At 27.4% G+C, this 13,288-nt stretch carries 11 protein-coding genes; 6 read left to right on the top strand and 5 right to left on the bottom strand.

All coding sequences use genetic code 4. The features are described from left to right. Positions 1 to 54: 54 nt before the first annotated feature. Genes glpK through CK556_RS03460 form a run of 3 tightly spaced genes read right to left on the bottom strand, consistent with a single transcriptional unit; the run spans position 55 to position 3,529 of the window. Positions 55 to 1,563, bottom strand: coding sequence for a glycerol kinase GlpK (glpK, locus tag CK556_RS03470; protein ID WP_027875544.1), 1,509 nt, complete (start codon positions 1,561 to 1,563; stop codon positions 55 to 57). A 14-nt stretch (positions 1,564 to 1,577) separates the two neighbouring features. Continuing rightward, entirely contained in the window at positions 1,578 to 2,735 is a 1,158-nt protein-coding gene (glpO, locus tag CK556_RS03465; RefSeq protein ID WP_027875545.1) for a type 2 glycerol-3-phosphate oxidase, read from the bottom strand. Positions 2,736 to 2,752: 17 nt separating this feature from the next. Beyond that, on the bottom strand, positions 2,753 to 3,529 hold the full coding sequence (locus CK556_RS03460) for an MIP/aquaporin family protein (protein ID WP_027875546.1): 777 nt from the start codon (positions 3,527 to 3,529) through the stop codon (positions 2,753 to 2,755). Positions 3,530 to 3,701: 172 nt separating this feature from the next. On the opposite strand from CK556_RS03460, the gene CK556_RS03455 reads away from it, so the two are divergent. Genes CK556_RS03455 through CK556_RS03445 form a run of 3 tightly spaced genes read left to right on the top strand, consistent with a single transcriptional unit; the run spans position 3,702 to position 7,231 of the window. Next, on the top strand, positions 3,702 to 4,415 hold the full coding sequence (locus CK556_RS03455; RefSeq protein WP_027875547.1) for a glycerophosphodiester phosphodiesterase: 714 nt from the start codon (positions 3,702 to 3,704) through the stop codon (positions 4,413 to 4,415). Between the two features lie 40 nt (positions 4,416 to 4,455). Then, positions 4,456 to 5,823 (top strand): MFS transporter, encoded by a 1,368-nt coding sequence (locus tag CK556_RS03450; RefSeq protein ID WP_240504648.1) that lies wholly within the window; start codon positions 4,456 to 4,458, stop codon positions 5,821 to 5,823. Continuing rightward, positions 5,789 to 7,231, top strand: a complete 1,443-nt coding sequence (locus CK556_RS03445; RefSeq protein ID WP_206072620.1) for an MFS transporter — start codon at positions 5,789 to 5,791, stop codon at positions 7,229 to 7,231. Before CK556_RS03450 ends, CK556_RS03445 begins: the two co-directional genes overlap by 35 nt. A 57-nt stretch (positions 7,232 to 7,288) precedes the next feature. Here the strand turns inward: CK556_RS03445 and CK556_RS03440 are convergent, their stop codons facing one another. Beyond that, the gene (locus CK556_RS03440; RefSeq protein WP_027875549.1) at positions 7,289 to 8,143 is read right to left on the bottom strand and encodes a Cof-type HAD-IIB family hydrolase; all 855 of its coding nucleotides are present in this window, start codon (positions 8,141 to 8,143) and stop codon (positions 7,289 to 7,291) included. Positions 8,144 to 8,264: 121 nt separating this feature from the next. Here CK556_RS03440 and alaS point away from each other — a divergent pair, with 121 nt between their 5' ends. The 3 genes from alaS to CK556_RS03425 all read left to right on the top strand — a co-directional run bounded on the left by alaS (position 8,265) and on the right by CK556_RS03425 (position 12,319). Beyond that, complete coding sequence (gene alaS / locus CK556_RS03435) at positions 8,265 to 10,943, top strand: alanine--tRNA ligase (protein WP_027875550.1); 2,679 nt, start codon at positions 8,265 to 8,267, stop codon at positions 10,941 to 10,943. An 80-nt stretch (positions 10,944 to 11,023) separates the two neighbouring features. Beyond that, entirely contained in the window at positions 11,024 to 11,326 is a 303-nt protein-coding gene (locus CK556_RS03430; protein WP_027875551.1) for a hypothetical protein, read from the top strand. A gap of 81 nt (positions 11,327 to 11,407) precedes the next feature. Further along, positions 11,408 to 12,319, top strand: coding sequence for a hypothetical protein (locus tag CK556_RS03425; protein WP_156923128.1), 912 nt, complete (start codon positions 11,408 to 11,410; stop codon positions 12,317 to 12,319). A gap of 741 nt (positions 12,320 to 13,060) precedes the next feature. Here CK556_RS03425 and CK556_RS03420 read toward each other — a convergent pair. Continuing rightward, entirely contained in the window at positions 13,061 to 13,261 is a 201-nt protein-coding gene (locus CK556_RS03420; protein WP_095761533.1) for a hypothetical protein, read from the bottom strand. Positions 13,262 to 13,288: the final 27 nt, after the last annotated feature.

The raw sequence follows: 13,288 nt of genomic DNA, 5'->3' as shown, positions 1-13,288 counted from the left end.
AAACGTTTGTATACCTGCAAAAATATAGTCATTTATTAACTTAAGTTTTTTTGCTTATTCGATTTCTTTAATTCATCCAAATGTTCTTGAAACAGCACTATTTCACCCTCTAATTAGTTTGTCTGACTGTTGTTTTGATATTGTTGAGTTTAATTCAAAATCAATTTCATAGTTTTGCTTGATTTCTTCAATTGATTTTCAGTATCCAACAGCTAGACCTGCAAGATATGCTGCTCCCATCGCTGTTGTTTCAACATTAGTTGGTTTGATAACTTTAGCTCTACTTATGTCAGCTTGAAATTGCATCATAAATTTATTTTGACTAGCTCCACCATCAACTTTTATTTCTGTCAAAGGCTTTTTAATATCTTTTTGCATTGCACTAACAACATCATTCGCTTGATATGCAATGGCTTCTAAAGTTGCCCTAACTAAATGCTCTCTTTTTGTACCTCTATCAAGACCAAAAATTGCTCCACGAGAGTATGAATCTCAATATGGTGAACCTAATCCTGTAAATGAAGGAACAACATAAACCCTTCTGTCGTCATTTACTTGGGCTGCATATCATTCAGTTTCAATTGCGTTGTAAACAATTCTTAAATTATCTCTAAGCCATTGAACTGCAGCTCCTGCAACCATTACAGAACCTTCAAGCGCATATGTTATCTTATCTCCAATTGAAACACCAATTGTTGTTAAAAGACCATGAGTAGATATAACTTTTGCATCACCTGTATTCATTAGAATAAAGCAACCTGTACCATATGTAACTTTGGTTTCTCCAGGAGAAAGGCAAAGTTGTCCAAATAATGCCGATTGTTGATCTCCAATTGATGAAGCAATTTTAAATTGAGTGTCATCATTTTTTGAAAGTAGACCTTTAAAAGTCTTTCCATAAACTTCAGAGCAAGTTTTAATTTCTGGCAACATATTTCTAGGAACATCAAATAATCTTAAAAGTTCATCATCTCAGTCATTAGTATCAATATTATAAAATAATGTTCTTTGAGCATTTGTGTGGTCTGTTACAAAAACCTCCCCACCAGTTAAACGGTAAATTAATCAAGTGTTAATTGTACCAAACATTAACTTTCCTTCTTCTGCTAGTTTCCTTGCCCCTTTAACATTATCTAAAATTCACTTAACCTTTGTTCCAGAGAAGTAAGGGTTTATTATAAGTCCTGTTCTATCTTTAATTAAATCTAATTCTTTTCTTCCAAATTTTTCACAATAATCAGCTGTTCTTTGGTCTTGCCACACAATTGCATTATAAATTGGTAGACCTGATTCTCTATTCCATACAACAACAGTTTCTCTTTGATTTGTAATACCAATCGATTCTATTTGTGAAGGACTAATTCCTGATTTATTTAAAACTTGAATTAAAGTTGTTCTTTGAGTATTTCAAATTTCTATAGCATCGTGTTCAACTCATCCTTCTTTTGGAAAATGTTGAGTAAATTCCATTTGATCAACTGCAATAATTTCCCCTTTATAATTGGTTATAAGTGACCTTGCACTAGTTGTACCTTCATCTAAAGTAATAATATATTTTTCCATTTTTTAACTCCTTTTTAATTTTTGTAAATTAATGGATTCTTTTCATTTGGGTCTCATTTATTATTAATTTCTAATTTCATTTTATTTTTCACTAAATGAATAACTAAATCTGCAATTGCAGGTGCTGAAGACAACCCAGGAGATTTCATTCCAGCAACATTTATAAAAAATTCATCTTTTTTTGAAGGCTTTATTCAAAAATCATCAGTTTTAGGTTCAATAGGTCTACTTCCAGAAATACTCATACAAGTCTTATTCATATTGATTGAAGGAATTATTTTTTTTCCAATATCTCCAATCAAGTCATATTTTTCTTTAGTTATTAATCTTGTTTCATTTTTTGGAACAAAATCTTCACTTGTAGGACCAACAAGAACATGCCCATCTAATGTAGGAGCAACAATAACTCCTTTGCCATGTATTGTAGGAACCATAAATACAACTGAGTTAACAATTCCAAATTCTGTTTTTTCTAAGATTCTATATTCGCCTCTTTTTGTAACCAAATCAAATTCATCATGACCTGCCATTTTACTTATAACATCAGCATAATGTCCAGCGACATTTATTACAATTGTTGATTTTATAAGATCATTATTTGCAGTTTTTATTTGATAAATATTTTTATCCTTTTTAATGCTTATAACTTTTGAATTTAACTTTAGTTCAACTCCATTTTTAATAGCATTTTTCATAAGAGTTTCAGTTAAAGCAACAGGATCAACTGCAATTGATGAATTGCAAAGAAGAGCAGCTTTAACTTCTTGAGAAATATTTGGTTCTTTTTTTAAAACTTGTTCTTTATTTAAAATCTTCATTTCTTTTGGGTCAAGACCATTTGTTAAACCTCTTTGATAAAGCATATTTATATGTTGTAAATCTAAGTCATCAAATCCAACAATTAGTGAATCAATCCTTAAATAAGGAAATTCCATTTCTTTTATTCAATCTTCATATCTTTTTTTGCCCAAAACATTAAGCTTAGCATTAAGTTTTCCAGGAGTTGGATCAAAACCACCATGAACCAATCCTGAGTTTCCTGTTGTTGTTTCCATACCAACTTTTAAATTGGATTCTAAAACAACAATTTTTTTATTGTACTTGGCAAGCTCACGTGCAATAGATGAACCTATTAAACCTGCTCCAATTATACAAATATCATATTTTTTCATATTTTATACCTATCTTACTATATTAAAAAGAAAGCCCCAACAATTATTCCCGCTGCTAATGGAGCAACCACTGGAATTCATGCATATTTTCAGTCTGATGATCCTTTATTTTTAAATGGCATCAATTGATGAACAAGCCTTGGTGCTAAATCACGAAATGGATTTATCGCATAACCTGTTGTTCCACCTAAAGAAAGACCAATAGCTAAAATTACCATACCAACTAAAACAGGTGCATAGTATGAAGGTAGTCCATTACCTCCAATAAATTTACCAAATGATAAAATAGCTAAAATTAATACTGCTGTTCCAACAAATTCCATTGCGAAATTAAATATTCAATTTCTTTCAGTTGGAGCAGTTGAATGCATTGCTAGTACACTTAGTTGATCTTCTATTGAACCAGATTGTAAAGTTTTTTGAATATGTTTGTAATAAACAAAATTAACAATTAACTGCCCAATAATAGCTCCAATAAATTGAAATATTAGAACTAGGACAAACATACCAATTGGTGCTATTCCTGTGTAATTTCCAAAACCTAACTTTCCTGATTTATCAGCGATAGCTAAAGCAACAGTAACAGTAGGATTAAAGTGAGCTACTCCGCCTAATGCGTTTGCAATTAAAGCTCCTACAGTAACAGCCATAGCTCAACCAAATGTAATTGGCATTAATCCACTATTATTACCTTTTGTGCCTTTAAGAACAACATTTGCAACAATGCCATTACCTAAAATAATAAGTATTGCTGTACCTAAAAGCTCAGTTAATATTAATGTATATCAATTCATAAAATGTCAATATTCCTTCCATATGTCCAAGGGGACACAAATATTATCTATCAAATAATTTCCAAAGTAAATAAACAAATTTGGAAATTAATTATTATTGTGGTATTCTAAATTTGTAAATGCAAAGATTTTTATATACAAATTTTTATTAATTTTTTGAAAGGAAACAAATATGTTTTTAGTAGCACATAGAGGTTTCAGAGCTCCAGGAAGAGAAAATCGAATGATTGACTTTACTGATGCATTGAAAACTTGTAAAGCAGTTGAATTTGATATCCGCTTAACAAAAGATAAACAAATTATAATTTTTCATGACCACAATTTTAAAAGAATAGGAAATTTAGATAAAACTGTTAAAAGTATGACATTTAGCGAAATAAAACAAATGAAATATTTTAAAAAAAATCCTGAAAAATTACCACCTTTATTTGTTGATGATTTTGTTGAAAAAATTTCAAGCAAATATGATTTTATAAATGTGGAAATTAAACCTGATAGAAATACAAAAGAAGAATTTGAAATTATAAAAAAAGGACTAGAAAAATTAAGATCAAAAACAAAAGCAGAAATTGTTGTTTCTTCATTTGGGTATGAAGCTTTAAAATTTATATCTAGTTTAGATGAAAATAAGTTTAAAAAAGGTTATTTGACAGAATATGTTAAAAAAGTAGATTTTAAGTTAATTAAAAAATTTGATTATCTTCATCCATATGTTGGAAATTTAAAAAGTAAAGGTTCAAAAGAAATAGTTAAAAAAATAAACTTACCTATGAATGTTTGAACTTTTAAAAATGATAAAGATGCCAGAATAATTTGGAGCATGTATGAAAAAAGAGTAAATTCTTTCATTAGTGATAAAAAAGATCTAATGATTAAATTTGCATAGAAATGAAGTGATTTTTATCTTTAAAAAGAATAATACTATAATGGGTATTAGTAAAAAAACATTTTACATTATTGCGATTTTAGCAATGGCTGATGTTTTGGTTATGGCTGTGCCCTTTTATTTAAAAAATGTTATGTCATCAGTTGTTATAGCTGATTCATTGGGTATTTTACCATCACAGTTCTCACAAGCAAACTCAATATATGGTTATGTCTCATTACCGAGCTATTTCATTGGTGGATGATTAGCAGATAAAATTAGTCTAAAAAAATTAACATTAATTGGATTGGGCTCAATTGGAGTAATCTGTTTGTGATATGGATTTATTCCATTTATTGTGACAGCAAAAGTAATTCAAGTTTACCTTATTTTTGCATTATGAAGCTTTGTAACATGTTTCATATTTTGAGCAGCGTTATGAAAATTGTTATCTGAACAAGGAAAACCAGAAGAAAATGGAAAACTGAACGGTATTCATGGTAGCTTAAACGGATTAACAGGAACTATTATTATTGCAATTGCATATTTAGTTTTTTTCTTATTTGGAACTATTTGAAAAGACACATTAGGAAATTGAGCATTTTCAACATTAGTTTTTGTTTTTACAGGTTTTATAATATTGAACTGTATTTTAATATGGATGTTTGTACCAGAAGACAAAACCCTAAAAACTGATGGTGAAAGTGATTTCTCATTGAAAAGTTTTAAGAATATTTTAGGTAATTGAAAAATATGGTTAGTTTCTATATTAATACTAGGTGTTTATTTATACCAAAGTGGATTATCTATTTTTGTAACTTATATGCAAGATGTTTTATTAATAACAGCAGCTCTAGTTGTAGTATTTGGGATTATGAGAACATATTTATTTAGATTTTTCTTTTCAGCTTGGTTTGGAAAAATGGCTGATAAAAGTCAAAAATACATTTTATTTATAATAATAGGTTTAGCAGTTGCATCAGTTTTATGTTTGATTGCCGTAGTTGTTCCGGGGTTTGGACAAAATAGTTTTACTAACATGTCTAAAGGCTATAAAACAGTTGTTCAAATAGCTGTAGTTACAATGTACCTTGGTTTAGGGATAACTTGTTGAGCGTTAGTAACAAACAGGTGAGCAACAATTTATGTAATTAATATTAGTCAAAAAGATTATGGAATGGCTGTTGGTTTTATTTCATTGATCGCATTTTCAGCAGACGCTTGATTCTGACAAATTGATTCAATTTTATTAAAAAATTTAGGAACTGAAGCTGGCTATGCAGATAATAAATTAGCTAACCAAATAAGCATTGTTATAATTCTTGCTTTTGGCTTAATTGCTATGGTTTCTGGAGCAATTCTATTATATGCAACTAAAAAGGAAAAAGAAAGAAATGGAAGTAAAACAAAAACAGTTTTGAAAAAATAAAAGGCTATGAATAATATCTATATTAGCAACAGCTGATGTTTTAGTTTTTATTTTTCCTTCATACTTAAAAAATGTTATAAATACTGAAGTTATAGCATTAAATTTAGGAATAAATCCTGCACAATTAGCACAAGCTTCAGCAGTTTATGGTTATGTTTCACTTTGTATTTATTTTTTTGGTAGTGTTATTGCTGACAAAGTAAGTCTTAAATGGTTAACAATAGCTGGTCTTGCAGCTTTTGGAATAACAGGAACTTGGTATGGTAGTGTTGGTTTAACAGCAGGTGGTGGAATTATTTTTGACGTTGAAAATAATGTAGCAGTTTTAAACCCAATTGGACAGTCTAGTCGCTTTACACAGGTTCTAATAATTTATGTTATTTGAGCATTTGCAAAAATTATTTTTTGAGCTCCTTTGTGAAAATTATTATCTCAACAAGGAAAACCAGAAGAGAATGGAATTTTAAATGGTATTCATGGTAGTCTAAATGGATTAATAGGAACAATATTTGTGGCAATAGGATTTGCTATATTCACAATATTAACTCCATTCTTTGTAAATAAGCAAAATAGTTCAACTATGGCTTTCTCTATAATGTGCTATCTATTTAGTTCACTAATAGTTCTTGATGTTTTCTTACTTATTTTCTTTATTAAAGAAAAGAAAAATGAAACTATTAGTAAAGATTTTAATTTAAAAGAAGTTGGTAAAGTTTTAAAAAACTATAAAGTTTATTTAGTTGCTTTTTTAGTAATGGGCGTATATATGTATCAACAAGGATTAAGTGTTTTAATCCCTTTTATGAATAGTGCGTTATTAATAAGTGCAAGTGTTACATTTGTTGGTGGGCTTCTAAGGACTTACTTGTTTAGATTATTCTTTTCAGCACCTGCAGGTAAGATTGCAGATAAATCAGGAAAATATATAAAATTTTTAGTTATAGGATGCATTATATGTTCATTTATTATGACAACAATAATATTTTTGCCAGGATTTAAAATAGGAGGTTTTCAGAATCAATCAAAAGGAATAAAAATATTAATTCAAGTTATAGTTTATTCATTCTTCTTGTGTTTGGGCGCAATTTGTTGAGGGCTAGTTACAAATAGATGAGCAACAATTTATGAAATTGGTATTGATCAAAAACATTATGCTACTGCTGTTGGTTTAGTTTCTGTAATTGCTTTCTCACCTGATGCATGATTCTGACAATTAAACTCATTTTTCTTAAATAAGCATAAAGTTGAAACTGAAATACCTGGTGTATTTAATTATCAATTGGCATATCAATATTCAATGATTTTAATCGTTATTGGTGGAATTGTTGGTGTTTTGGCAGGATTAATTTTAATGCTTAAAATCAAAAAAGAAAGATCGATAAAGATAATTAAAAATAGCTTATCCTAAGTAGTTTAACCTTAAATTTAAAAAGCGTAAAAAAATTGGGAAAACCCAATTTTTTTATTATTTCTTCAAAAGTTTTTTAAGAGTATCTCCAACTCCACCATCTTCATTTGAAAGTTCAGTTATACCCCAAGCAATTTCTTTTAATTTTGGATTACCACTTGAAAGAGCAACTCCATGCCCAACAATTTTAATCATTTCATAATCATTCATTTGATCGCCAAATGCAATAACATCTTTGATATCTTTATTGTAGTATTGTGCAACCATTTCTGCTGCAAAACCTTTATTAACAAATTTATTTGTAATTATTAAAATAGGCTTTTCCCCTATATTTTCAATTCCATAAATTAAATTTGATTTAACCATTACAGAATTTCCAAATTCTGAATTTAAAGTATTAACAACATTGTAAAAATCTAAGTTAGTATTTAATTTAACAATTATATTACTGCATGGACCTTTTCAATCAGTTAAAATATTTCCTTCAAGAGGTCCTTCAGCATTTGAGTCAGCAACAAAAAAATTGTCAGATGCATTTTGAATCATATTTGAATGGTAATATTCAACAATAACATTTTCAATTTTATTTTTCAAAACTTTATGCACTAAAATTTCTTTCATTATTTCTTCACTAATTGGTAAAACAATTCTTTTAAAGTTTTTATGTACAGGGTCAGAAATGTGACCACCATCTAAAGTAACAAGCAAACTATCAAGTTCAAGTTCGTTATATATATGTAAAGTATCCTTTAAAGCTCTACCTGTGCATATACAAACAGTATGTCCCTCCTTAATAGCATCTTGCAAAGCATTTTTTGTAATTGGATTTATAGTTAAGTGGTCATCTTTAAGTGTTGTGCCATCCAAATCAATTAATATTAATCTTTTTTTATTTTTGTCATTTAATTTCATAGTTATTGCTTTCCTTTCCAGAATAAGAACACATAAATATATTTTATCAAAAATATGTTAGAAATCTTTTCTCTTTAATTTTGTTAAAGGTTATAATTAGAATTAAAGGACTGATATTTAAATGAAAAAATTAACAACAAATGAAATAAGAAAAATGTGATTAGATTTTTTTAAACAAAAAAAACATTATTTTTTAGAACCTGTAAGCTTAATACCTGTTGAAGATCCATCATTATTATGAATCAATTCAGGTGTGGCAACATTGAAACCATATTTTGATGGTAGAAAAACTCCTCCCGCACCAAGACTTACTAATTCACAAAAAGCAATTAGAACAAATGATATTGAAAATGTAGGAGTAACTGCACGTCACCATACGATGTTTGAAATGTTAGGTAATTTTTCAATAGGTGACTATTTTAAAAAAGAAGCAATTTCTTTTGCTTGAGAATTATTAACAAGTAAAGAATGATTTGATATTCCTGTTGAAAAGCTTTATATTACAGTTTTTGATGAAGATGTTGAAGCTTACGAACATTGAATTAACGTTATAGGAATTAAAGAGGATCATATTTTTAGATTAAGCAGAGATACAAACTTTTGAGATGTTGGTCAAGGACCATGTGGACCTAATACTGAAATCTTTTTTGACCGTGGTGAAAAATGGGATAAGGAAAATATTGGCCCTAGATTATTATCAGATGATATTGAAAATGATAGATACATCGAAATATGAAATATAGTATTTTCACAATTTAATAATGATGGTTTTGACAATTATTCTGAATTACCAAGAAAAAATATAGATACTGGTGCTGGTTTAGAAAGAATTGCGTCAATTTTTCAAGAAACACCAACAAACTTTGAAACAGATATTTTCTGACCAACTATTGAGGAAATTCAAAAATTATGCAGTTCAAAGTTTAAATATTCAATTGAAAATTACTTTAATGAAAATAAACATCAAACAAAAGTAAATACAGCTTTTAAAGTTATTGCAGATCACGTTAGAGCAACTTCTTTTGCCATAGCTGACGGGGTATTTCCGGGGAATAAAGACAGAGGTTACATAATTCGCCGTTTAATTCGCCGTGCTTTAATGAAGGGAATGGAATTAGGCATCAATGGCCCATTTTTAAATAAACTTGTAATTCAAGTCATTGAATCTATGAAGGAATTTTACCCTTACTTATTGGAAAAACAAAACTTGATTGAAATAACAATATTAAATGAAGAAGAAAAATTCCTAAAAACTTTATCAAAGGGTTATGAAGCTTTGAATAAGATGATTGAAACAGACCAAAAAGTAACAGGTAAAAATGCTCTACTTTTATTTGAATCATACGGATACCCAATTGAGCAGACAATTGAAATTGCAGAAGACAGAAACGTAAAAGTTGAAATTGATGAATTTAATTTATTATTAGAACAAGCAAAACAACAAGCTCGTGGAGCTAGAAAAGATTTAAAAGCTTGAGATAAACAAAATGAGATTTTTACAAAAATTAATGTTAAATCAGAATTTACAGGTTGAGAAGAGACTGAACATAAAGATGCAAAGATAGTTTACATTTTCACTGATGAAGAAATATTAACACAAGCTGTTGATAGTGAGGTTTATGTAATTTTAGATAAAACTCCATTTTATGCTGAAAAGGGTGGTCAAGCAGCGGATACAGGTTATTTAACTAATAGCCAAACAAGAGCTGAGGTAATTGATACTCAGCAAGGCCCAAACCATCAGCACATTCACAAAATTCAATTAGAAGGTTCAATAAAAATAGGTGACACTATTGATGCAATAGTAAACAAAGAAAAAAGAACTTATACAATGAAGAATCATTCAGGAACCCACTTAATTCATTCTGCTTTAAGAGAAATATTAGGCGAAACTGTAATGCAATCTGGGTCTTACAATGATGAGCATGGATTACGAATGGACTTTACCTACAATAATTCAATTAGTCGTGAGGAATTAAATAAAGCTGAAGATTTAGTTAATAAAAAAATTAAAGAAGAAATTGAACGTGAAGTTCATTTCTGTTCAATGCAAGATGCAGTTAATAAATATGGAGCGTTAGCATTTTTTACAGAAAAATATGATGAGGTTGTTAGAGTTGTGAAATTTGGTGATTTTTCAAGTGAACTTTGTGGGGGTACTCACGTAGATAATACAGTTCAGATTGAAGATTTCATGATAACAGGTTTAGAGTCAAAAGGTAGTGGAGTTTATAGAATTAAATGTTTAACTTCTAAAAAAGCTATTACTGAGTATTTAAATTTAGAATTTAACAAATTAAATTTAATAATTAGTGAAATTGAAAATAAATACCTATCTGTCAAAACAATATTAAAAGATGAAGATTTGGAGAGTTTATTTCTAAAGGCAAAAAATGAATCTATTTCAAAAGAGTCTATTATAAGATTAAAACTAATTATAGATGAATTAAAAAATTGTCAAAAATCTTTTGACAAAAGATTTGATGAAATAATTACAGCTAAAAAATTAGAAAAATTTAAGAATTTTGAACCAAAACTAAATAGCCAAAATTTATTGGAAATTAATGAAAGAGTTGATGGACTAAACATTAAGGATATGAAAACATTAGTTGATGAATTTAAAAATAAATTTAATGAATTAATTATTATTTTAACTTCAGAAAATACTGAAGGAAATTTTGTTGTAGTTGGTGTAAGTGAATCATTGCAAGAAAGCTACCCAGCTATCAAAATATTTAAAGAATTGCCCGTTTCACCAAAGGGTGGAGGAAATGCAAGCTTAGCACAGGGAAAATACTAAAAGAAGTTAAAATTTGTAATTTATACCACTATTGTTGTATAATTTTACTTGGACTATAGAGAAAGAAAGGATAGAATAATATGAAAGCAAGATTATTAGATATTTTGAAAAGAGCTTTATCAACAGCTATTAACTTATTTTTAGCAGTTATAACAATAGGAATTTTACCTTTAATTTTATGATTATGTAAAGTTCCTCAAGTAGGACAATTAATTTTCAAAACACCTAAAGCTGACACTAGAGGAAGTGGATTAATTTACTTCCAAATCTATATGCTATTAACTGGATTCATTATTTTTGGATGAATCTTAATGGCTATATGATGTTTAATGGGAAGACAACCATTAGCTTTAGAAATTACAAACTGATTACAATCAAAATAATTTAAAGTGTTTAAAGTTTGCTTCGGCAAACTTTTTTTTGTTAAAATAAAAAAGTAAAAATGGGGTGGAAATTTGTTTTATTTGTTTACTAAAAGCATTCTTATTGAAATAGGCTTTGCTGATAAGAAATTTTATATAGGAGATCAAGAATATTTTTCAATCCCAAATTCAGTTATTGAAAATAGCTATTCTTCTGCAAATTGGAATAGAACTTTAAAATACAAAATCTCTAATCAAGAATTAGATAAAAAATATTACATGTTGGATGTTGAAGTTTATTGAGATTTGCATAAAAATAACATTAAATTTACTAGTAAAATATTTTTCTTTAATAACATATTAAATTCAAATAACTTTTTATTAAATTTTGCTAATGTATTATTTAGTCATTATTTTAAACATACTTTAACTTTTGATGAAAACAAAAATATAGATATAAAATTTATTGAAAAATATAAACCAGAAATTAGTAGAGATGTACTTAGAATTAATAAAATTAATAATTTTGTAATATTTAATAATAAATTTGAATTTGAAGATAAAAAATTTAAACAGATCTGACTGATTTCAGAAAAAGAATTTTCATGAAAAATTAACAAACAAAATCAAATTATATATACTATTCCAAAAAAAGTTATACCAAAAGAACTAAGCAATAATATGATCGACTTTGTAAATCTTGAGACTGGAATATTTTATTTAAATTCAAAAAGTAAATTGAATAATAAATTGGTTTTAGAACTTTCTTTTCCTGAAACAAAAATTGCTAAAATTATTAGCGAAGAAATTATAAACATTATTAAAAAATCAAATGATAAATACAAAAATTGACATTTATTTAATTTGACTAATGATTTTAATTATATTCAAAGTGAACTTGATGTTATTGAAAAATCTGGTAAAAATATTGAGGTCTACTTAAAAAATGTTTACAAAGAGTTAAAAAGAAATTATAAAAATGAAATAAATAACAAGTTAATTAGTAAGTATTAAAAAAATATTATTATTTGAAAATATAAATTTGAATCTCAATAATGATTTTAATGAATTTTAAATTATTATTATAAATAATATATCAAATTCTACTTTAAAAGTAATATGAAATCTTTTTAAACTAAATAAAACCGCTTTTATAAAAAAGTAAATAAACTTATTGCAGAAAACCAAGGTTTATTTTCAAAATATTTCATAAACAAAAATATTTATGTAAAGATGTTAAACAACAACAAAAACAACAAATTGTAGAAGCACAATACAAAGAAGATATTATTTCTTTGTTTGAAAATAAAGAAACTGTAAAAGATTCATGAAGCACAATAGATTAACTGATCGCAAGTATGTAGTTGCTGCATTTTATTGTATAGACAGCAAGAAAAAAAGTATATAAAACCTTTGAGAATATCCAAAATGTGACTTTTTTTTTAAATCATAAATTCCTTTTTGATTTTTATGAAAAATAACAACATATTAAAATGATTAGTAGGGGTGGTATATATTTTTATGTTTTTTTTAAATTGAATAAGTTTAAAATTTATAATTTGGCGTTGACATAGATTATGAAAAACAAAAAGTAAGTATTAGTTCAAGACGAATACTGAATTAAGACATTAGCACTTTATTAAAAGCAAATCCAACATTAAAAACTGATGAAATCAAGTTAACAATTACAGTAGTTAAGGCTATTACAACAGTTAATTATAATGTTATTGTTGAACCAAAAACTGATTCAATAGTTTATACAGGTAAAGTTGAAGGAATTACTTTTAACACTCAAACAGGAGTTGAAGATGTTAAAGTTGTTAAATCAAATGTTGATGCTGAATTAGCAAAATTAAACAAAGCTCAATATGAAACAAATGAAAAAGCAATTGCAGCAATTAAAGCTGTTGATACTGATGAATTTAAAGTTGTTAGCGCAACACCAAAAACAAGCACAGATCAAATACGTGAATACAAAGATCA

It is taken from the genome of Mesoplasma chauliocola (assembly GCF_002290085.1).
In the GTDB taxonomy this organism is placed as follows: Bacteria; Bacillota_I; Bacilli_A; order Mycoplasmatales; family Mycoplasmataceae; genus Mesoplasma; species Mesoplasma chauliocola.
The sequence above is the reverse complement of the archived record's forward strand: the minus strand, read 5'-3'. Positions and strand labels throughout refer to the sequence as shown.